Origin of the sequence: Streptomyces sp. NPDC050535 (genome assembly GCF_044457665.1) — a bacterium.
In the GTDB taxonomy this organism is placed as follows: domain Bacteria; phylum Actinomycetota; class Actinomycetes; order Streptomycetales; family Streptomycetaceae; genus Streptomyces.
In genome coordinates, this window is sequence record NZ_JBITHE010000003.1 from 490322 (window position 1) to 510980 (window position 20659).

The 20659-nt window shown below is 70.1% G+C and carries 21 protein-coding genes; 7 read left to right on the forward strand and 14 right to left on the reverse strand.

Features of this window, described 5'->3' with window-relative positions:
• Positions 1 to 122 precede the first annotated feature (122 nt).
• Both tuf and ACIBLC_RS10230 read right to left on the reverse strand, forming a co-directional pair.
• Entirely contained in the window at positions 123 to 1292 is a 1170-nt protein-coding gene (gene tuf / locus ACIBLC_RS10225) for an elongation factor Tu (RefSeq protein WP_399210323.1), read from the reverse strand.
• Positions 1293 to 1611: 319 nt separating this feature from the next.
• Entirely contained in the window at positions 1612 to 2346 is a 735-nt protein-coding gene (locus tag ACIBLC_RS10230; protein ID WP_399210325.1) for a DNA alkylation repair protein, read from the reverse strand.
• A gap of 49 nt (positions 2347 to 2395) precedes the next feature.
• Here ACIBLC_RS10230 and ACIBLC_RS10235 point away from each other — a divergent pair, with 49 nt between their 5' ends.
• Complete coding sequence (locus ACIBLC_RS10235) at positions 2396 to 3217, forward strand: TVP38/TMEM64 family protein (RefSeq protein WP_399210326.1); 822 nt, start codon at positions 2396 to 2398, stop codon at positions 3215 to 3217.
• A gap of 240 nt (positions 3218 to 3457) precedes the next feature.
• Here ACIBLC_RS10235 and ACIBLC_RS10240 read toward each other — a convergent pair whose 3' ends face one another.
• Complete coding sequence (locus ACIBLC_RS10240; protein ID WP_399210327.1) at positions 3458 to 4627, reverse strand: thiolase family protein; 1170 nt, start codon at positions 4625 to 4627, stop codon at positions 3458 to 3460.
• A gap of 102 nt (positions 4628 to 4729) precedes the next feature.
• On the opposite strand from ACIBLC_RS10240, the gene ACIBLC_RS10245 reads away from it, so the two are divergent.
• Positions 4730 to 5191 (forward strand): winged helix-turn-helix transcriptional regulator, encoded by a 462-nt coding sequence (locus ACIBLC_RS10245; protein ID WP_399210328.1) that lies wholly within the window; start codon positions 4730 to 4732, stop codon positions 5189 to 5191.
• A 95-nt stretch (positions 5192 to 5286) separates the two neighbouring features.
• On the opposite strand, the gene ACIBLC_RS10250 is transcribed toward ACIBLC_RS10245, so the two are convergent.
• The 3 genes from ACIBLC_RS10250 to ACIBLC_RS10260 are packed head-to-tail and all read right to left on the reverse strand — an operon-like array spanning position 5287 to position 8212.
• Positions 5287 to 6042 (reverse strand): cupin domain-containing protein, encoded by a 756-nt coding sequence (locus ACIBLC_RS10250; RefSeq protein ID WP_399210454.1) that lies wholly within the window; start codon positions 6040 to 6042, stop codon positions 5287 to 5289.
• 29 nt (positions 6043 to 6071) lie between these two features.
• Positions 6072 to 7013 carry a PmoA family protein gene (locus ACIBLC_RS10255; RefSeq protein WP_399210329.1) on the reverse strand — a complete coding sequence of 314 codons (942 nt, stop codon included), beginning with the start codon at positions 7011 to 7013 and terminating at the stop codon, positions 6072 to 6074.
• The gene (locus ACIBLC_RS10260) at positions 7010 to 8212 is read right to left on the reverse strand and encodes a Gfo/Idh/MocA family protein (protein WP_399210330.1); all 1203 of its coding nucleotides are present in this window, start codon (positions 8210 to 8212) and stop codon (positions 7010 to 7012) included. The genes ACIBLC_RS10255 and ACIBLC_RS10260 overlap by 4 nt, the downstream gene beginning before the upstream one ends.
• Positions 8213 to 8538: 326 nt before the next feature.
• Between ACIBLC_RS10260 and ACIBLC_RS10265 the strand changes: the two genes are divergently transcribed.
• Positions 8539 to 9414, forward strand: a complete 876-nt coding sequence (locus ACIBLC_RS10265) for an undecaprenyl-diphosphate phosphatase (protein ID WP_399210331.1) — start codon at positions 8539 to 8541, stop codon at positions 9412 to 9414.
• Between the two features lie 448 nt (positions 9415 to 9862).
• On the opposite strand, the gene ACIBLC_RS10270 is transcribed toward ACIBLC_RS10265, so the two are convergent.
• The 6 genes from ACIBLC_RS10270 to ACIBLC_RS10295 form a co-directional block, all read right to left on the reverse strand.
• A complete protein-coding gene (locus ACIBLC_RS10270) occupies positions 9863 to 10018 on the reverse strand; it encodes a hypothetical protein (protein WP_399210332.1) in 156 nt (51 codons plus the stop codon).
• A 335-nt stretch (positions 10019 to 10353) separates the two neighbouring features.
• Positions 10354 to 10860, reverse strand: a complete 507-nt coding sequence (locus ACIBLC_RS10275) for a hypothetical protein (protein WP_399210333.1) — start codon at positions 10858 to 10860, stop codon at positions 10354 to 10356.
• A gap of 115 nt (positions 10861 to 10975) precedes the next feature.
• The gene (locus ACIBLC_RS10280) at positions 10976 to 12043 is read right to left on the reverse strand and encodes a PQQ-dependent sugar dehydrogenase (protein WP_399210334.1); all 1068 of its coding nucleotides are present in this window, start codon (positions 12041 to 12043) and stop codon (positions 10976 to 10978) included.
• 284 nt (positions 12044 to 12327) lie between these two features.
• Positions 12328 to 12681, reverse strand: coding sequence for a hypothetical protein (locus ACIBLC_RS10285; protein ID WP_399210335.1), 354 nt, complete (start codon positions 12679 to 12681; stop codon positions 12328 to 12330).
• Between the two features lie 112 nt (positions 12682 to 12793).
• On the reverse strand, positions 12794 to 13231 hold the full coding sequence (locus tag ACIBLC_RS10290) for an acyl-CoA thioesterase (RefSeq protein WP_399210336.1): 438 nt from the start codon (positions 13229 to 13231) through the stop codon (positions 12794 to 12796).
• Between the two features lie 326 nt (positions 13232 to 13557).
• Complete coding sequence (locus tag ACIBLC_RS10295) at positions 13558 to 14106, reverse strand: GNAT family N-acetyltransferase (protein ID WP_399210337.1); 549 nt, start codon at positions 14104 to 14106, stop codon at positions 13558 to 13560.
• Between the two features lie 403 nt (positions 14107 to 14509).
• On the opposite strand from ACIBLC_RS10295, the gene ACIBLC_RS10300 reads away from it, so the two are divergent.
• Together ACIBLC_RS10300 and ACIBLC_RS10305 are read left to right on the forward strand one after the other, a co-directional pair.
• A complete protein-coding gene (locus tag ACIBLC_RS10300; RefSeq protein ID WP_399210338.1) occupies positions 14510 to 15433 on the forward strand; it encodes a helix-turn-helix transcriptional regulator in 924 nt (307 codons plus the stop codon).
• A 253-nt stretch (positions 15434 to 15686) separates the two neighbouring features.
• Positions 15687 to 17162 (forward strand): aldehyde dehydrogenase, encoded by a 1476-nt coding sequence (locus tag ACIBLC_RS10305; protein WP_399210339.1) that lies wholly within the window; start codon positions 15687 to 15689, stop codon positions 17160 to 17162.
• 50 nt (positions 17163 to 17212) lie between these two features.
• On the opposite strand, the gene ACIBLC_RS10310 is transcribed toward ACIBLC_RS10305, so the two are convergent.
• Positions 17213 to 17932 (reverse strand): MFS transporter, encoded by a 720-nt coding sequence (locus ACIBLC_RS10310; RefSeq protein ID WP_399210340.1) that lies wholly within the window; start codon positions 17930 to 17932, stop codon positions 17213 to 17215.
• Between the two features lie 251 nt (positions 17933 to 18183).
• Here ACIBLC_RS10310 and ACIBLC_RS10315 point away from each other — a divergent pair, with 251 nt between their 5' ends.
• Positions 18184 to 18741: a TetR family transcriptional regulator gene (locus ACIBLC_RS10315; protein WP_387178742.1), complete on the forward strand. Its 558-nt coding sequence runs from the start codon at positions 18184 to 18186 to the stop codon at positions 18739 to 18741.
• A 46-nt stretch (positions 18742 to 18787) separates the two neighbouring features.
• Here the strand turns inward: ACIBLC_RS10315 and ACIBLC_RS10320 are convergent, their stop codons facing one another.
• Entirely contained in the window at positions 18788 to 19468 is a 681-nt protein-coding gene (locus ACIBLC_RS10320) for a TetR family transcriptional regulator (RefSeq protein ID WP_399210341.1), read from the reverse strand.
• 172 nt (positions 19469 to 19640) lie between these two features.
• On the opposite strand from ACIBLC_RS10320, the gene ACIBLC_RS10325 reads away from it, so the two are divergent.
• Positions 19641 to 20477, forward strand: coding sequence for an SDR family NAD(P)-dependent oxidoreductase (locus ACIBLC_RS10325; RefSeq protein ID WP_399210342.1), 837 nt, complete (start codon positions 19641 to 19643; stop codon positions 20475 to 20477).
• Positions 20478 to 20659: the final 182 nt, after the last annotated feature.

Consider the following 20659-nt stretch of genomic DNA (forward strand, 5'->3'; position numbering starts at 1 on the left):
CGGGGGGGGGGGGGGGGGGCCCCCCGCCGGGGGGGGGGGGGGGGGGGCGGGGGGGGGGGGCCCCCGCGGGGGGGGGGGGCCCCCCCCCCCCCCCCCCCCCCCCCCCCACCGCCGAGTGGCGGTCAGCCGACCGACGTCACCGTTCCCGCGCCGACCGTCCGGCCCCCCTCACGGATCGCGAAGCCCAGACCGGGCTCCAGGGGAACGTCCCGCCCCAGCTCCACCGCCATCGTGACGGTTTCGCCGGGCCGGGCGACGGCCGTCTCCCCGAGGTCGACGTCGCCGACCACGTCCGCGGTGCGGATGTAGAACTGCGGCCGGTACCCCGTGGACACAGGCGTCGTACGCCCGCCCTCGCGCGCCGACAGGACGTACACCCGTGCCGAGAACCGACGACCGGGTACGACGCTGTCGGGCGCGGCGACGATGTGCCCGCGCCGGACGGCGTCGCGCGGCACGCCGCGCAGCAGCAGTGCCACGTTGTCCCCTGCCTGCGCCTCCTCCATGGGCTTGCCGAAGGTCTCGAGGCCGGTGACCACCGTGTCGACGGCGGCGCCGAGTACTTCGACGCGGTCCCCGACGCGGATCGTGCCGCGCTCGACCGCCCCGGTGACGACGGTCCCGCGCCCGGTGATCGTGAGCACGTTCTCGACCGGCAACAGGAACGGCGCGTCCAGGTACCGCTCCGGAATGGGCACATACGTGTCCACCGCGTCGAGCAGCGCGTCGATCGACGCCGTCCAGCGCGGGTCCCCCTCGAGGGCCTTGAGACCGGACACCCGTACGACCGGTACGGAGTCACCCCCGTACCCGTGCGCGGAGAGCAGTTCGCGGACCTCCAGCTCGACGAGGTCGATGAGCTCCTCGTCGCCCGCGTCGGCCTTGTTCAGCGCGACGACGATGTGGTCGACGCCCACCTGCCGGGCGAGCAGCACGTGTTCGGCGGTCTGCGGCATGATCCCGTCGAGCGCGGAGACGACGAGGATCGCCCCGTCGAGCTGGGCCGCGCCCGTGACCATGTTCTTGATGTAGTCGGCGTGGCCCGGCATGTCGACGTGCGCGTAGTGCCGGGTGTCGGTCTCGTACTCGACGTGCGCGATGTTGATGGTGATGCCGCGCGCGGCCTCCTCCGGGGCACGGTCGATCCGGTCGAACGGAACGAAGGTGCCGGAACCGCGGTCGGCGAGAACCTTGGTGATGGCGGCGGTCAGGGTGGTCTTGCCGTGGTCGACGTGCCCCATGGTGCCGATGTTCAGGTGCGGCTTGGTCCGCACGTAAGCCGTCTTGGGCATGGCTGTACCTCGAAGCCTCTTCAGTGTCAGCGGAGCTGAGTGATGGCCCCGGCGCGAACGGGCCGGGACGGGGACCCCAAGGACTTGCCGACCCTCCCCCTGCGGGGTCCGCCGGACTGTCCGGGAAGGGTCAGCTTCGGGCGCCGTCGAGTGCGGCCGCGATGATCGGGACGGCAGCCTTCGGCGCATCCGCGACTGCGGATGCCGCGGGGAGGAAGGCGTACCGGAACATGAGGAGATCTTCGCCGACGCGTCTGCCCACGTCGAATGGTTTTTCGCACCGTGGAGTCGGATGTGTCCGCTGTTGTACCAGGGGACTTCAGGGGCCGATGTTCTTCAGGGCCTCGCGTACGGACAGCGGCGCCAGGCGCCCGCGTTCCCGGGCCACGAAGTCCCGTACCGCCTGCGGGTCGGTCTTCGCGTACTCACGCAGGCACCACCCGATCGCTTTGCGGATGAAGAAGTCGGGGTGCCCGGCCTGTCGGACGCAGTACCCGAAGAGGCGTTCGGTGTCGGTGGCGTCCTTGTGGCGGAGCTGGTGGAGCAGGGCCGTACGCGCGACCCACAGGTCGTCGTCCTCGATCCACGCGTCCATGTCGGTCCGCAGCTTCGGGTCGGCGGCCACCAGGCCTCCGACCACGTGGGAGGCGAGTGCGTCGACGGTGTCCCACCAGGGGACGGTGGAGACGAGATGCCGCGCCACCGGCAGGAAGCCGGAGGTGAGTTGCCTCACGTGCCGGTGCAGGAAGTCGACGGCGAAGTAGTGGTACTCCCGCTCCGGCAGGGCCCAGCAGCGCAGCGCGACGGCGGTGCAGTCCGTCTCGTCGGGACGCGGCGTGTCCAGGAGGACGGTCCGGGACAGCGCGCGGCGATCGGGGGTGGTCAGACCGAGGAAGGGGGCGACGTCCTTCATGTACGCCCGCATCGACACGGCCCGTTCCGGATCGGCCGCCGCGGCGTACGTGAGCGTGAGCCGGTCCAACAGGGTGTCCGCCAATACGCTGTTCGGCACCTCGGGCCGCGCACCTGACGTTCCCGAAGCTGTGACGCCCATGAGACGAACCATACGGCGATCACACACCCTGGTCGGTTAGTGTCGCCGGATGCTCGATGCCACCACCCGCTCTGGGGGCACCGCCACGGCCACTCCCCCGGCCGCCGGCACGGAGTACACCGCCGCGAAGGAACTTTCCCTCAGCGCGGAGATCGCCGTCGCCACACCAACAGGTCTCACCGTCATGCCCACCGGCCTGGCCGCCCGCTGCACGAGAGCCCTGCTCTCGCCCTGGTCGCGGCTCTCCCTGCTGCTGGTGCTGCTCGCCGGGGCCGCGTCGAGCGTGCTGCTCTTCGAACCACAACGGCTCCTCTCCGACGGCTGGCCACCGCAGCTCAACGGCGCGGCGGCGGTCGTCGCCTTCGCGGCGGCGTACGGGCTGGTCACGGTCGCGTTCGTGCCCAGGCCGCTGCTGAGCCTCGCGGCGGGCGCGCTCTTCGGTTCCCAGCTGGGTCTCGCCGCCGCCATCGGAGGCACGGTGCTGGGCGGCGCGCTCTCCTTCGGGCTCGGCCGCCTCCTCGGACAGGACGCGCTGCGACCGCTGCTGCGCGGCCGCTGGCTGCAGGCGGCGGACGGGCAGTTGAGCCGCCACGGCTTCCGCTCGATGATGGCGGCCCGCCTCTTCCCCGGCATCCCGTTCTGGGCCGCCAACTACTGCGCGGCCGTCTCCCGTATGGGCTGGCTGCCGTTCCTCCTCGCGACGGCGCTCGGCACGATCCCGAACACCGCCGCGTACGTCGTCGCCGGCGCCCAGGCCTCGGCGCCGACCTCGCCCGCCTTCCTCATCGCGATGGCCTTCATCGCCGTACCGGCCCTCGCCGGCGTCGTGGTCGCCTGGCGCAAGCGGCACCACCTGCGCGGCCCTCGCTAGGCCACCGCAAGCGGTCCCGTCCAGGGCCACGGTCACACCGCCGCGTGCGTCGTCGCCGACGCGTGGGCCACGGCGCGGGTCTCGCCCGCCTTCCTGCGCGGGCCCCGCTCAGGCCAGCGCCGCCGACCTGAGCGGGGTCAGACCGCCGCGTACGTCGCGTCACCGACGCGTGGGCCACGGCGCCGAACCCCGTCCCTCCTGCGGCGCCCCGCTAGGCCACTGTCGCCGCCCGGGGCGGGGTCACACGGACTCCAGGATCATCGCGTTGGCCAGTCCGCCCGCCTCGCACATCGTCTGGAGGGCGTAGCGGGCTCCGCGGGCACGCATCGCGTGGACGAGGGTGGTCGTCAGGCGTGTTCCGCTCGCGCCGAGGGGGTGTCCGATGGCGATCGCTCCGCCGTGCACGTTGACCTTGGCGAGGTCGGCTCCCGTCTCCTGCTGCCAGGCCAGGACGACAGCCGCGAAGGCCTCGTTCACCTCGAAGAGGTCGATGTCGCCGAGGGTCAGGCCCGCCCTGCGGAGCACCTTCTCGGTGGCCGGGACGACGCCGGTGAGCATCAGCAGCGGGTCGGAGCCGGTGACGGCGAAGCTGTGCAGGCGGGCGACAGGGCGCAGGCCGAGGCGGGCGGCGGTCTCGCTCGACGTGATGAGCACGGCGGACGCGCCGTCGTTGATCGGGCTCGCGTTGCCCGCGGTGACCGACCAGTCGATCTGCGGGAAGCGCTCGCCGAAGCCGGGGTCGTAGAAGGCGGGCTTCAGCCCGGCGAGTGTCTCCGTGGTGCTGGCCGGCCGGACGCACTCGTCGCGGGCCACCCCCTCCTGAGGCGCGACCTCGGCGTCGAACAGACCGTTGTCCCAGGCCGCCGCCGCCTTCAGGTGCGAGCCGACCGCGAACGCGTCCATACGCTCGCGCGAGATGCCCCACTTGGCGGCGATGAGCTCGGCGCTGATGCCCTGCGGCACAAGACCCTCCGGGTAGCGCTCGGCGACACCGGGCCCGAAGGGGTCCTTGCCCGTTGGCACGTTCGACCACATGGGCACGCGGCTCATCGACTCCACACCGCAGGCGACGACCAGGTCGTAGGCACCCGACATGACGCCCTGTGCGGCGAAGTGCACGGCCTGCTGGGACGACCCGCACTGGCGGTCCACCGTGGTCGCGGGCACGGTGTCGGGAAAGCCGGCCGAGAGCACGGCGTAGCGCGTGGTGTTCATGGCCTGCTCGCCGACCTGGTCGACGGTCCCGCCGATCACGTCGTCGATCAGCGCAGGGTCCACTCCGGTGCGTTCGACAAGGGTCCGCAGCGTGTGGGCGAGGAGTTCCACCGGGTGGACGTGGGCGAGGGAGCCGTCCGGCTTGCCCTTGCCGACAGGGGTGCGTACGGCTTCGACGATCACGGCGTCACGCATGTCTGATCTCCAAACCCATAGAGTTTGCTTTCCAAACCCGCCAAGTGACTCCAGAGTAACTCAGTGGGTTGGAACAACCAACCCACCCCGTAGACTGAACCCATGAAGGACGCCCGCCCCTGCTCGATCGCCGCGACACTCGCCCTGGTCGGCGAGAAGTACTCCCTGCTGGTGCTGCGCGAGGTCTCGCTCGGCGCCACCCGCTTCGACCAGCTGGTACGCAACATCGGCGCCCCGCGCGACGTACTCACCGCCCGGCTGAAACGGCTCGTCGACGCCGGTGTGCTGGAGAAGGTCGAGTACAGCGACCGCCCCAAGCGGTACGAGTACCGGCCCACCGAGGCCGGGCTGGAGCTGGAGTCGGTTCTGCTCACACTGATGGCGTGGGGCGACCGGCATCTCCAGGAGGACGGCTTCCGGCCCATGGTGCTGGAGCACACCTGCGGCAATGAGCTGGTTCCGCAGGTGGTCTGCCGGGAGTGCGGCAAGGAGGTCGACCACGCCGACCTCACGGCACACCCGCAGGCCCCGGGCTGGACGGTGACTGGACCAGCTGTCGCGTAGCGGCCGGCTACCGCGAAACGCCGGGCACGGGTAACGGGCTCCGGCACGGATAGGGCTACAGCTACAGCCGCAGAGCTGGCTCCGGCTCCGGCTACCTACAGGTCCACGTCTCGGACGTCGTAGACGTCGAGCCGCCCGCACATCCCGAACCGGCCGTGCGCGGACGGTTGTTCGGCGCGCACGAGGGCGTCGCCGAGGTGGGAGGCGTCCCCCCGCTCCAGCCGGTCGAGCTGCTCCCCCGTGGCAGCGGCGGCAGCCTCGGCGCCCCGTCGCCACCGCTCGCGCCACTCGGCGAGCCGGGGCCGCACCAGCGCGGCCGCGGCCCGGTGGAACGCGGCGAGCGACTCGGGCCCGTCCGCGTCACGCAGCGCGCGGTAGCCCTCGACCGCGAGGTCACGCCGGGCCCGGGCGACCCGCTCCCGCTCCTCCTCGGGCGCGTCGGCCGGGACGGCTGTCGCGGCCGCGTACGTCTCGGCGTCGGTGAGGTATCTCGGCGGCAGTGTGAGAACGGCGTCGCCCGCCTCCGGCAGCCCGCTGTTCTGCATGAGGACGGTGATGCGCAGGTCGCCCTCGTTGACCAGCCGGTGGATGGTGCCCGGGGTGAACCACGCGACGGTGCCGGGCGACAGCGGCGTCACCTCGTACCCGGACGTCGTCAGCGTCTGCACCGCGCCGCGCCCGCCGGTGACGACGTACGCCTCCGAACAGGTCAGATGCATATGGGGAGTTCCGCCGCGGACGCCGTCGGCCGCGGGCCAGTCGTACACGCGCAGGTGCGAGACGGCGACGCCTCCCGGCAGTCCGGCGAAAGGGCCCTCGAGTCCGGCGAGGGCACCCTGGTGTCCGGCCAGAGCGCCCGCCTCGCCCGGCACCCGCCCACTCACCACGGGTGCTCCTCCAGGTACTTGGCGACATGCTCGCGCTCCCAGGCACCGTCGGCCACGACGATCCGGTAGCGGCGGGTGAGCGTGTCTCCGGGAGCCAGTTCCAGTTCGTCGAAGAAGGCGAGCGACGGGGCGACGGCGGCGAAGGGTTCGCTGCGTACGAACCAGTGGGCCGGGTGGGCTCCCCGTTCTCCGGTGTGGTCGTTCTCCGGGGCATGCGCGAAGACGAGCGTCGCGTGTCCGTCGGAGCCGTCGTGTTCCGCCGAGTAGGCCAGCCAGGGCGCCTGTCGCCCCATCAGGCCGGGTCCTTCGGAGTCGGGGCCGAGGATCCGGCCGTCCCGGAAGCCACGCGGGCCGCGCCAGAACAGGCCCGTGTAGCCCGCCATTTCGCGGCCGGCGGTGGTCGGGCTGCCGAAACGCAGCGGCTCGGCACGCCGGTTGGTGACCGCCGTGGTCCAGGTCAGCGCCCAGGAGCCCGCCTCGGGATCGACGTCGTGCACCTCGATCCGGCGCTCCTCCTCCGCCCACAGATCACCGTCGTACGGGTGCCAGGTGAGCCGTTCGACGATGACCGCGCGGCTGCCGTCCGAGTCCACCCGGTCGAAGGCGACGTGCGCCATCGACCCGACACGTTCGGGGAGTTCGAGATATCCCTCGCCGTGCACATAGGTGTTGCCGCCCCACAGGTTCTGGCCGGAGAGGTGCGAGGCCGTCATCTGGAGGCCCTTGTGCCAGCGGTGATCATTGGGCCGGTAGTCGGTGACGACGTTGTCAGCCAGCGTCCTGAGCGGATGCAGATACGGCTTCGGGGACTCCCACGCGGCCTCGGGACCATAGACATAGCCCAACAGCTCGACGCCGGTGCCGACTTCGCTGATGGTCACGCGCTCGCCGTGCGCGTGGACGATCCGCAGGCCGCTCGGCGCGGACGTGGTCATGCCGTCACCTCCTGGGCCACGGCCACCTCGGGAACCCGCGGCGCCCAGCCGGCCGCGCCTCCGTGCAGAGCCGTGTAGTACGGATCCCCCGGACCGATCTCCCCGGCACGGACCGTCGTGTCCGTGAACGCCGACTTGTAGAGCGCCGTGATCAGCTCCAGGCTGGTACGCCCGTCGGCGCCGCTGCTGCGCGGCCGCTCACCCGCGCGCATGCTCGCGATCAGGTCCCGTAGCTGTGCGAGGTGCGAACTCGGCACGTCCGCACCGAAGTCCCGCCAGGCCGTCACGTCCGCGTCCGCTGTTCCCGGAACCGGGGTGACGCGCCAGTTGTCGTTGCTGTGCCCGTAGAGGTGGGTGAGCTCGACGGTGGCGCGTTCACAGTCGATGCGGATACGGCTGACCTCGTCCGGGCTCAGGACGCTGTTGACGACGGTCGCCAGCGCGCCGTTCCGGAAACGGACCAGAGCGGTCGACACGTCCTCCGTCTCCACGTCGTGCACGAGGCGTCCGGCCATGGCACGCACCTCGCTCCACGGGCCCATCAGGTCGAGCAGGAGATCCATCTGGTGGATGCCGTGACCCATCGCGGGCCCGCCGCCCTCGGTCTCCCAGCGTCCGCGCCAGGGCACGGCGTAGTAGTCGGCGTTGCGGTACCAGGTGGTCTGGCAGTGCGCGACGAGGGGACGGCCCATGGCCTCCTCGGCGATCAGACGCTTCACATGGCGCGCGCCCGAGCCGAAGCGGTGCTGGAACACGATCGCGGCGTACGGGCCCCCGTCGAGCCCCTCCTCCGCCTCGACGGCGTCGAAGTCCGCGAGCGTCGGAACCGGCGGCTTCTCGCACCACACCCAGGCACCCGCGCGCAGCGCGGCGACGGTCTGCTCGCGGTGCAGGGTCGGCGGCGTGCAGATGACGACCAGATCCGGCCGCTGCTCCGCAAGCATGCGGTCGAGATCGGTGTAGGCGTGCGGAATGCCTGCATCCGCGCAGAACTCCCGTACGGCGTCCTCGGCGATGTCGACCGCGGCGACGATCTCCGTTTCCCCCTCCCCGGCGAGTCGGGCGAGCGCGGGGACGTGACTCCCGCGCGCGATGGCACCCGTACCGATGACGGCCGCCCTGATACGGCGGCCGTCCAGCGGGGCCGGGAGGCGGTTCGCGGAGGTCGCGGCGCTGGTGGCGTGGCGGGGTGTGGGCATGGGCGTGATCAGCACTCCATCGGACGTGGTCGTCAGACGTTGGCCAACGCATGCTGGCACCCGGATGATCTCCGGCGGCAGCAAGCGCTTTCCCTTCCACTGAAACGTAAGCGTCGGCCCAGCCGCAGGTCAACACCGAGAGCGTGGTCACCCGGCACCCGTACCGGGCTCCGCACGCACCCCTCGCCGCCCCTCCATGAAACCCCTGTGGCGGGGCTGTCGGACGGGGACGCTACGCTGCCCCCAACACCACCCGTGATCAATTCGATCCTCGGCGCGGTGCGCCCGTCGCCCCTCCACGATCAGTACTGGGACCACGTAACTTCATGTCTTGGTTTGAATCCCTCGTCCTCGGACTCGTCCAGGGGCTGACCGAGTTCCTTCCCGTGTCCTCCAGCGCGCATCTGCGTCTGACGGCGGCGTTCGCGGGCTGGGAGGACCCGGGCGCGGCCTTCACCGCGATCACCCAGCTCGGCACCGAGGCCGCAGTGCTGATCTACTTCCGCAAGGATGTAGCGCGGATTATCTCGGCGTGGTCCCGCTCGCTCGTGAACAAGGCGATGCGCAGCGATCACGACGCGCAGATGGGCTGGCTGGTCATCGTCGGCTCGATTCCGATCGGCGTGCTCGGGGTGACGCTCAAGGACCAGATCGAGGGGCCGTTCCGCGATCTGCGGATCACCGCGACGATGCTGATCGTGATGGGCATCGTGATCGGCATCGCCGACCGGCTCGCGGCGCGCGACGAGACCGGCGGAAAGCACCGGGCCGCCAGGGAACGCAAGACACTCCAGGACCTGAACACCAGGGACGGCCTGCTCTACGGCCTCTGCCAGGCGTTGGCCCTGGTCCCCGGCGTCTCCCGGTCGGGCGCGACCATCAGCGGCGGTCTGTTCATGGGCTACACCCGTGAGGCGGCGGCCCGTTACTCCTTCCTTCTCGCCATGCCGGCGGTGCTCGCCTCCGGGCTCTTCGAGCTCAAGGACGCGAGTGAGGGCGGTCATGTCTCCTGGGGCCCCACGGCCTTCGCGACGGTCATCGCGTTCGCGGTCGGGTACGCCGTCATCGCGTGGTTCATGAAATTTATTTCGACCAAGTCGTTCATGCCGTTCGTCTACTACCGCATCGCACTCGGCATCGTCATCATCGCGCTGGTGACGACGGGTGCGCTGAGCCCGCACGCGGCGGAGTCGGCGGGCTGAGCAAGGCCTTCCGAGCGACAGACCAATGCCCCTGATCTAGAGACTTCTGGAGGCAATTCGAGCTCCCTCGGCTTGATCGTCTCCCATTCGTCTCCCACTCCACTCCCGCAGCTGGACAGACGGAGGCCGGCAGTCGGCCACCACTTGGCGCTGACGTAGCCGGGGCCGGTCGGTTTCGGGTGCGGGGGGGGTGGTGCGGGGGTGCTCGACTGTGCAGCGAGCCACCTCGCGCCCCCTTACACAAGAGAGCGGCGTGGACCTTTCAGGCTCCGTAGACGCCGTAGTTGGCTTCGTGGATCCGGCGTATCTTGTTGGTGGTCTCCTGCGTCTCGCAGGTTGCGGGCCGAGTCCGCCGAGCGGGCCCGCCGCGAACGGGCCGTCACCGTAAGCGCCTGTCTCGCCGTGCTGGCCACCTCCGAGGACCACCGCACCGACGAGCTGCACCACCTCACCCGCGACGGTGCCGGACCCGCGGCCAGCCCGCGCCGAGGCTCTGCGCCGGCTGGCCGCGCCGCGCGAGGAGGCGGCCGAGCGCTACGAGGAACTCGCCACCCTCGAACCCGGGACCGCCGGTGCGCACCACGATGCCGCTGCGCAGGCCCACGACCGCGCCGACGTATCAATCGGGTGGGGGGCCGGGTTCCGGCGGTGTCCCTGAGGAGACGCTCTGCCGCCACCGGCCGGACGCCACAACGACGCTGATCGCCGAAGCCCCGAGCAGGACACCGATGAGACCCGTCAATGCACCAGCCGGGACACGCATCGGTCTCCACCAAGACCTTTGACGGCCTCACACGAGTACGCCCAGGCCCCGACGCGGAACAGCGGGGCGGGAGCGGTCGGCCATTGCTCCCGCTCGCCCGACTCAGGGCGGCGCCAAACTGGAAGACGGGCAGCGGCCTCCGGGCTCCCTGCCCCTCAGGAGCGGACAGGCCGTTCTCAGACCTCCCGGAGATCTTGCTCGTCGAGCGCAGCCAGCACGCGAGCCGGATCGTCGATCAGATCGAACAGGCCGCTGGTCCGTCGCGCCCACTGTTCTGGGTCCTCTTCCTCCGCGAACGCCGCGGCCGACGCGAACTGGCCCTGGAGGTTGACCGGCAGTCTGCCAGCCAGGAATGCACCCGGCTCTCGGCCCAGGACGGCTCGCGCCGATGACGGCCGCATGATGCGGGCCGGCTCGCCGGTCGCCGGGACGGCGGTGCCGCTCACGCCCTCGAGAGCCGCGACGGCATCGCGCACCCAGCCGCCGTCCCAGGTGTCGGGGAGCGGAACAGCGATCCGCTGAACGCTGGCGATCGCGTCCCTCCCCAGCGCGAGCGAGAGCCCTCCCGGATCCTCGTGGTAGTTCAGGTAGCGGGCGACGTCGACGCCCGGCGGGCAGACCTCGTCGAGCCCGACGTCGCCGACGAAGTTGCCGGGGTCGACGAGCCACCCTTCCCGCACCACGACGGATGGCCTCAGACGGACCCGAACAGGCCGCCGCCGCGCTGATGCAGCGACCTCCCAGACCCGAGCACTGATCTCCGGCGCCCCGGCCGCTCGGTGCAGGTCTTCTCCCCCCTCAGGGGGTCACCCGGAGGATCAGGTCGTAGTCGGGGCCGGTACGGCCGTTGGTCAGCACCCAGAGTGAGCCGTCCGGGGCCTCCGTCACGAGTCGTAGTCGGCCGTACTGGCCGGTCAGCAACTGCTCGGCCGACGAGCCGTCGGTGGCGATCCGGTAGAGCCGTTCGCCGCGCAGGGCGGCGACCCAGATCCGGCCGTCGTGGTAGGTCATGCCGCTGGGTGAGGCGTCGGCAGGTTTCCAGGTCGCGATCGGGTCCGTGAATTCGGACTCTCCGCCGGTGCCCTCCACCTCGGGCCAGCCGAAGTTGCCGCCGGGTTCGACCCGGTTCAGCTCGTCGAGATTGTGGTGGCCGAACTCGGAGACGTAGAGCTGACCCTTCTCGTCCCAGGCGAGTCCCTGCGGGTCCCGGAACCCCCAGCTGTACACGGGAGAACCCTCGATCGGGTTGCCCGGCGCGGGCTTGCCCGCGGACGTGACCCGCAGGATCTTGCCGCCCAGGTCGTCGCGGTCCTGGGCCCTCGAACGGTCGTCGGCTTCACCCGTGGTCACGTAGAGCATGCCGTCCGGGCCGAACCTGATCCGCCCGCCGTTGTGGATCTCACCGCTGGGGATGCCGGTCAGGATCGGCTCGGGCGGGGCCGCCGAGTCCAGCCGCAGTCGGCCCACCCGGCTGTCCTTGGCGGTGGTGTAGTAGACGTAGACCCAGCCGTCCCGTTCGTAGGAAGGCGAGACCGCCACTCCCTGCAACCCGGCCTGCTTGGTCGGCTCGGCGATCTCCCGGATCGTCCGAACCTCGGTGAGCTGCCCGTCCGCGGTGACCTTCCGCAGACGGCCGGTCTCCCGCTCGGTGACCAGCGCCGACCCGTCGGGGAGGAACGCCAGGTCGAAGGGGAGCCGCAGCCCGCTCGCCACCGGCTCCACGGCCGCCGGTTTCGCCTCCGGCGCGTCGTGGACGGTCGGGCGCGCCCACCAGCCGAAGAAGGAACCGTAGGAGTAGACCCCGACGGCAGCCGCCACCACCAGCAGACCGGCCGAGCCGAACACGATTATCCGTCGCCATCGCACGCCGCGATCTTAGAAATCGCCCGATGGGCCATCCACCTCAGGACAGTGACCGTTAGCTGAAGAATTGGCTCTGCGAGCTTCAGTCCGCCACGGTCACGGGCCCACGCTCGACCCCAGCCTCCAGGCGCTGGCGCCGTGGGCGGCTGCGCACATGCATCAACCCTCGCCGTCCTCTCCGCCGGACGATCCGCATGACACACGCTGGTGGTGCGGCAGTCTACGGTTGATCACCCCGGTCCTTGCTGCCGCGGGGCGACCGAGCCCAGCGAAGTCCGGCCCGTCACTCACCAGCCGGGCGGAACCCGGTCCTGTGGTCCGCCAGTCTCCTCCGCCCCGACTTCTTCCAACCGCACTCGCTCGGCCACGAGCGGGTCGGCCGAGTCCGAGACCAACTCCGCGACGCGCAAAGTGCACTCCCACTCCGACATCCTGCCTTTGATCACCACCAGATACGACTCCCGATCGGCGAAGCGGTACACCTGGCGTCGCTTCTCCACGATGTTCTTGCTCGGCAGATACGTGTGGAGGGCAGCACGTAGCTCCTCCAGTGCCTGACCCTTCGTCTCCTGCCCACGGCAGATGAACTCGGTCCTGTACACGTCGCTGTAGTACTCGGCGATCACGGCCCAGTTGCCCATACTCACTCTCCCTCGGTGCGCCGCCAGTCATCCACAGCTCAGCCGCCAGGACAAGGGCGTTGCGGACCAAGGGAGTTGATGGCCCTACGGCAGCCTGCCGTCCGGATCCGCCCTAACCCTGAACTCCCGCCAGGATCCGGCCCGCAGGCTGCGTGTCGGGGGCGAGGTAGCGGGCGTACCACTCGCGTTCCTGCGGCGAGATGGTACTGCGGGTGCCGGTGGAGTCGAAGCGGATGTAGCGCGCGCGGACGGTGGCGTGCTCGCCGTGGTCCGACGTGATGCGGGTGACGAGGGACAGGCTGGCCCGTCCGACCTTTTCCGCCTGGAGGGACATTCCGACCTCGGCCAGCGTCCACGGCAGGGGCATGGTGAAGCCGGCCTGGACGTTCGCGGTGCCCCAGTAGGACTCGATGCCGAGTTCGTCTCGCAGGGTCCACGCCCACTCGACCGCCGTGTCCTCCGCGTACTGGATGATCGAGAGGTTGTGCACGTTGCCGTAGATATCCGCGTCGCTCATCCGGATGCGGCGCCGAGTCGTGAACGTTTCCATGGGTTTCCTGATCAGAAAAGGGTCAGCCCACACAGGGCATGACCGGTCGTACGTGGGGGGGGTCCAGTGGCTACGGCCGGCCAGTGGTCGGCCCTGATCGAGCCGATGCCAGGGCTGGACGACCGCCGCCGAGAGGCCGTGCGGGCGACGTCGTCGGCGCCCGCCGTACCAACTCCCGTGAGCAGGCACGAGAAACCTTGGACGATCTTGTCTACCAGAGCACGGTGACCCTTTATGCCCGTTTCGCGCCCAGGAACTGTCCATCCATCAGGAAAGGTGAACTCCAACGCGCCTCACTCGGCATGTACGTGTCCCTGGCTCGCGTTCTACGCCTTCCCGGCGTGAACGAAGTTCGCCGCAGCGTCAGATCGGGCCGTGGCCACAGTGAGCGACGCAACGCCGCACTCCCTCTCGCGTACCACTCCACCGGCCCGGTGGAGAATGCGCAGCATCGCGGAGTTGTCCGCCAGGACGTCAGCGTGGACACGGGAGACATCGGCCTGCTCCGCCAGGCGCAACAGACGTTCGGTAAGCGCGGTTCCCAGGCCCTGACGCTGCCAGGCGTCCTCGACCAGCACGGCCAGATGCACCTCTCGGCCGCCGTGGTCCTCCGGGCCGCGGGCCAGCATCCCCATGGCGACGGGGCTCCCCGAGTCGGACTGCGCGAGCAAGGTATGGCTGAAGCTGGGCTCCAGGAGCCGGTTCAGCATGCTCGCCGGGAGCCGGCGAAGGGGAGACAGGTATCGCTGGTACAGCGAGCGCTGCGAGCAGCGGTCGTGCAGCTCCTGGACCAGGGAGCCGTCCTGCGGAGTCGCCACCCGGGTCTGCCAGAGCCGTCCGGCGGCCAGGACCGGCGTGTCAGGGGTGGGCGGCAACCAGGAATCCTTGAGCCGCTGTGGGGTCAGATCCTGTTCCGTCGCTGGATGGAGTGCATGGTGTGCCGACTCGTCGCCTCGAACAGTCACGGCGGAGCAGCCCCTTTCGATGGACCGTGCCCCTTCGCGCGGCGAGCGGAGAATGAGAGGACTCGGTACCCCCTCGTCGTACCGGTCATTTCGTGACGGCGGCGTACGCCGTGCCTGGCCGTCACCCGTACGAGCTATCGGACAGTCGCGGCTCAGGGCGCGGCGCCTTACCGGCTCAGACGTTGTGGAAGTGGCCTAGGTAGTCCAGACAGCTGCTCCGTGCCGTTCCCTTCCGACGGTGGCTGACGGTTCCCGGGAAGGGGGCACTGGGCGTGACTCCTTGGTCGGCGGTCGTCGCCGTACCGTGGAGTTCATGAGCGATCGAGAGCAGGTCCGGGCGAGTGCGCGGGAACAGATCCGCGAATTCCTCGCGACCCGCCGAGCCCGGTTGACCCCCGAGCAGGCAGGTCTGCCGGTCTTCGGCGGTAGCCGACGGGTCGAGGGACTGCGCCGTGAGGAGGTGGCGACGCTGGCGGGTATCAGCGTCGAGTACTACATCCGCCTGGAGCGCGGCGATGCCACCGGTGTGTCCGAATCGGTCCTCGACGGCATCAATCACGCGTTGCAGCTCAACGAGGCGGAACGTGCGCACCTGCGCGACCTGCTCAACGCCGGGGTCGCCCGCCGACCCGCCTCCTCCGCGGCACAGCCCGTACTGCGGGCTCCGGTCCAGCGCATTCTCGACTCGATGACCACGACCGCGGCGGTCGTGTTCACCGGGCGCCTCGACGTCATCGGCACCAACGCCCTCGGCCGGGCGCTCTACGAGCCGATGTACGCCGACCCGGGACGGCCGGTCAACACCGCCCGCTTCGTGTTCCTGGACCCGGCGGCGCGTACCTTCTGGCGCGACTGGGACAGGATCGCGGACTACTCGGCCAGCCTGTTGCGAGCCGAGGCCGGGCGAACGCCCTTCGACGCACAGCTCACCGCCCTGATCGGGGAGTTGTCCACCCGCAGCGAGGACTTCCGGGTCCGCTGGGCCCGCCATGACGTGCGCTCGTACGCCACCGGCGTCAAACGCGTACACCATCCTGTCGTGGGTGACGTCGAGGTCGCGTACGAGTCCACGCGGCTGGCCGACCCCGGCCAGATGCTGCTCATGTACACGCCCGAGCCGGACAGCCCGTCGGAGGACGCGCTGCGGATGCTCGCCAGCTGGGCGGCATCGAAGTCCGGCACCGGGCAGCCGTACCCGGCCGACGACCCGCACCCCACTGGTGCCGATCCCGGCTGACCGCTGGACGGCCGATCGCGCGGGCTACGGAAACCCGGGCGGAGCAGAGACCACCACGCACCACGGCGCCGTCGAGCGTCGCGCGCCACCGCGCCACCGCGCCACCGCGCCACCGCGCCACCGAGCGCCGCGAACCATGGCGGCGTCGCGAACCAATGGTGTCGCTCGCGAGGTGACGTCTGCGGCGTTCACGTGGCACTCGCGCACCCCTACACCCTTCCACTCGAACACACGTTCCCAAGGAGACTGGCTCATGAGCACCGTGCAAAACCGGACCGCCCTCGACCGCCCGGCGTTCTTCGTCGGTGGTACCTGGCTCGCCCCCAGCACCGACGAACGCCATGTGGCGTTGGAGGCTGCCACAGAGGAACCCATCGGCACCGCCGCGATGGCCGGCCCGGCCGACATCGACGCCGCCGTCGCCGCCGCCCGCGCCGCCCTCGACAGCGGGCCCTGGGGCCGCAGCACCGCGGCCGAGCGCGCCGAGGTCATGCGCCGTTTCGCCGACGCGTGGGACAAGCGAGCAGACCTCGCGACCACCCTCGTGAGCCGCGAGAACGGCATGCCCATCGCCCTGTCGCGGCAGACCAACGGGCTCGGGCCGGCCGGTCATCTGCGCCGCAACGCCGACCTCATCGAGAAGTTCCCCCTGGAGGCCCCTCGCCCCAGCATGCGGGGAGCCACCATCGTGCGCCGCGAACCCGTCGGCGTCGTCGCCGCGATCACTCCCTGGAACTTCCCGCTCGGGCTGGCTCTGAGCAAGCTCGCCCCGGCCCTCGCCGCCGGCTGCACCGTCGTACTCAAGCCGTCACCGGAAACCGCGCTCGACAGCTACCTGTTGGCGGACGCCGCCATCGAGGCCAGCCTGCCCGCGGGTGTGCTCAACATCGTGCTCGCCGATCGGCAGGCCAGTGCCTACCTCGTGAGCCATCCCGGTGTCGACAAGGTCGCCTTCACCGGCTCCACCGCGGCCGGTCGTGCGATCGCCGCCGAGTGCGGGCGCCTGATCCGTCGCTGCACACTGGAACTCGGCGGCAAGTCCGCCTCGATCGTGCTCGACGACGCCGACCTCGACACGTTCGTCGCCGGGCTGGACGCCGCCTCCTTCATGAACAACGGCCAGACCTGCACACTCCAGTCCCGCATCCTCGCGCCGCGCTCACGCTACGGCGAGGTCGTCGAGGCCGTGGCCGGCTTCGCCGCCGGCATGGTCGTCGGCGATCCACTGAATCCGGCGACGACCTGCGGCCCGATGGCCAGCAAGGCCCACCAGGAACGCGTGCTGGGCCACATCGGCACAGCCATCGCGTCGTCGGCCAGGCTGATCACCGGCGGCGGGCGGCCCGCGGGACACGAGCGCGGCTGGTTCGTCGAGCCCACGGTCTTCGCCGACGTGGACAACGCCGACCGGCTCGCCCGCGAGGAGGTGTTCGGACCGGTCCTCGCCATCATTCCGTACGACGACGAGGCCGACGCCGTGCGGATCGCTAACGACTCCGAGTACGGTCTCGCCGGGTCCGTCTGGACCGCCGACGAGGCGCGCGGAGTGGACGTGGCCCGCCGGGTGCGCACCGGCACGATCGGCGTCAACTACTACGCGATCGACTTCGACTCACCGTTCGGCGGCCTGAAGGCCAGCGGTATCGGGCGTGAGTACGGCCCCGAGGGACTCAGCAGCTACCTGGACCACAAGTCCATCTACACCAGCGCCGCGCAGTTGCCCTCCTGAACGAACATGCCCGCTGACGCAGGTGGCCGACCTGCGCCCGAAAAGCGAGGTCAGGGCTGATAACCGGAACGTCGGTACGCGACTCCCGCCAGCAGCAACAACAGGGGTGCAGCGATGAGTTGCCAGGACGTCCGCGGGTCCTCCACGCCCAGGGCAAACCCGGATGTGATCCCGTAGACGAGGCACTGGAGACCGAACGTGGCGAGCAGTACGGCAAGGACCGTCGAGCGCTGGGGAGTTCGCGGCGGGCTCACCGGCAGGTCGATGTTCGCGACGGTCGGCGGCGCCGCGATGATCACGGCCAGAGTTGCCAGGAACATCATCCGCCAGGGCAGTGCGGATCCGAGAGCGGCTCCTGCAAGGGCGCCCAGGAGAAGGCCAGTTGCCAGAACGGCTGCCGTCTCCGCGGATCCGCGCCTGGCGGTCGTTTCCGGACGGGCCGCCGCGAGCACCGCTACGGCGCCCCGGATGAGAAGTATCCCGGAGCCACCTTGCAGCCACCGCGCACCGAACAGCATCTGCCGGCTGGTGGCCGCTGCCGCGATCACTCCTGCGCCGGCGAAGACCACCATGGCGATCAGGAGTGTGCGCCGAAGACCCCAACGGTTCACGATGAGCCCGCCGAACAACACCAGCGCGGTCAGGCCGAGGACGAAGTCACCGAACAGCCAGGCCATGTAGTCGTCAGGAATCTCCAGGCCTTGCTGAATCGTCGACGCGAAGCCCGCAGGCAGTGCGAGGTAAGCGGACACGACCAGCAACAGCCCCATTGCGCCGACGGAAGCTCGACGGCCGGGGGCCGGGCCGGTGGTGGCGGTCGCGGACATTGTGGGGCCTCATTCCAGATGTAAGGGAGTGGGTCCTGCGGAAAGGCGCCGCAAGTGACGATCACGGCGCGAATTCGCCGCGGGAGTTCAGCGGGACATGCGATCCATCGTCATTACTGAATGAACATTTATTATGGATCTTGCACATGACCCTCACCTTTGTCAAATGAACGTTCATTCCTTACTATGGACGGGTGCGCACCCGAGACCCTGAAGCCAAGAAGAAACAGCTGTTCGAAGCCGCTCTCGCCGAGTTCGCCGCGTTCGGCCTGGCCGGAGCCCGGGTGGACCGACTCGCGGAGCGAGCGGGGATAAGCCCGGGCCTCGTCTATTCGTTCTACAAGGGCAAGGCAGAGCTGTACGACGCCCTGTTCGAGGACATCGTGGAACTGACGGTGTCCTCGGTTCCGATCGACGCCGACCATCTGCCCGAATACGCGGGCGCCCTCCACGACATCGGGACCCAGCACCCGGACGTGGTCCGCTTCCTGGCCTGGTACTACCTGGAACGCGGCGAGGGCGCCCAGCACGCGAGCGTCGCGGCAGCCATGGCCGAGAAGGTCTCAGCAATCCGTGGCGCACAGGAACGCGGCACAGTGACCGGCGAGCTGTCCGCGGAGCGGATCCTCGCCCTCGTCCTCACCCTGGCGAACATGTGGCAGCAGGCCGGAGAGGACGTGCCCGCACTGGTGCCCGCCGCGTCCCGGCGCGAAGTCGTGGTGCAGGCCGTGGCCAAGCTCGTCGACCCCTGACTCTGGAGCCGCCGGCCGGTCGTTCGAGCTGGCGGGTGCGTGTGACTCACATGGAGGTTCGAGCGCGGGCCAGGGTGCCTGTGGTGAGGGTGGCGATCATCTCCTGGAGGGTGGGGCTGAAGTGCATGCTGAGGGCGGCGAGGGAGGGGTCGGCGTCGTAAGCGGTGAGCATCGCCTGTGACGGACGGGAGTGGGTCCACACCACGCCGATGGTCATGATCGTCGCAGCGGCCAACTGTGCGGCCCGGTCGCCCAGTTCGGGGAGGTGGACCAGAGCCAGGGCCGCGAGTGACTCGACATTGGCGACGGCTGCCCTCTTGTAGCGGGCGGCGACTTCCGGGGACACGTTGTGCTCCAGTACGCCGGCCTGCGCGCTGAGCAGATCGCACAACACCCGGCGCTCGGCGAGGGAGGCCGTGACGACGGAGGCGAACTGTTCGCACCGCTCGTCCACCGGCGCGTCCGCGTCCACCCCGGCAGCCAGCAACGGCGCCAGTCGCTCCGTCCACTCCTTCCAGTCGTGATCGAGCAGCTCCAGAAGGATCGCCTCCCGGGACTCGAAGTAGCGCAGCACATTCGACTTGGCGAGCCCCACCCGACGGCTCAGCTCGTTCAGGCTGACCGCACTCACCGGCATCTCGTCGAGCATCGCGACCGTGACATCGAGGATGGCCCGCCGACGGATCGCCCGCTGCTCGTCGTTGCGCGCACGCTGGAAAGAACTCACGCCCAGCACTTTACAGACCTTCGGTCTTTTTTGACATCAGACCGCCGGTACCTTACGTTGGGGGCATCGCAAGGTACCGGCGGTCTGAAATATCGGACCCTCTCCGGAGCAGCCTCCGGACGATCCTTCAGCCGGTTCCCCACCCCGCATCAGCACAGGAATCGAGCACCCCATGTCCAACGTATGGTTCGTCACCGGAAGCTCCCGGGGCCTGGGCCGCTCCATCGTCACCGCCGCCCTGGAAGCCGGCGACCGGGTGGTGGCCACCGCCCGCAAGCCCGCCCAGCTCGACGACCTTGCCGACCGCTACGGCGACCGCGTCCACCCCGTCGCCCTCGACGTCACCGACAATGACGCCGTCCAGCGCGCCGTACAGGAGGGTCTGAAGAGGTACGGCCGTCTGGACGTGGTCGTCAACAACGCCGGATACGGCGATGTTGCCTCCGTCGAGGACGTGACGCTCGACGACTTCCGCGCCCAGATCGACACGAACTTCTACGGCGTCGTCCACGTCAGCAAGGCCGTCGTACCGATCCTGCGCGGCCAGGGCTCCGGGCACATCTTCCAGGTCTCCTCCCTCGGCGGCCGGATCGGCTCGATGGGCCTCGCCGCCTACCAGAGCGCCAAGTGGGCCGTGGGCGGCTTCTCCACCGTGCTCGCGCAGGAGATCGCCCCCTTCAACGTCAAGGTCACCGTGCTGGAGCCGGGCGGCATGCGCACCGACTGGGCGGGTTCGTCCATGACCATCCCGCCGATCAGCGAGCCCTACCAGCAGACGGTCGGGGCCTTCGTCGGCATGATCAGGGACCTGGACCCCGAGATCGCCGCGGCCAACTCCGCCGACCCCGACCGGGTCGCCCGGACCGTCGTGGAACTGGCCGCACGGGACGACGTCCCGGTCCGTCTCCTGCTCGGCCGCGACGCCGTGCGGTACGCCGGCGCCGCGGCACGGGCCCAGGCGGAATCCGACGAGAAGTGGCGTCCGCTCTCCGAGTCCGTCTGGGACTGAGCACCTCCTGCATGCCCACAGGGGCCCAGGTGACAGCCGGGGCCCCTCTCGCCCTGCCGGGAGCTGTTTCGCCAGGTCAGCACCCTGACATCTGTCAGGGACGCGATGTCCCGGGCACGGTCTACCGTTCCAGGCGCCGGCTCGGGGACCTCTTGACCGCGAGCGTTGCGGCAAAGGGCCGA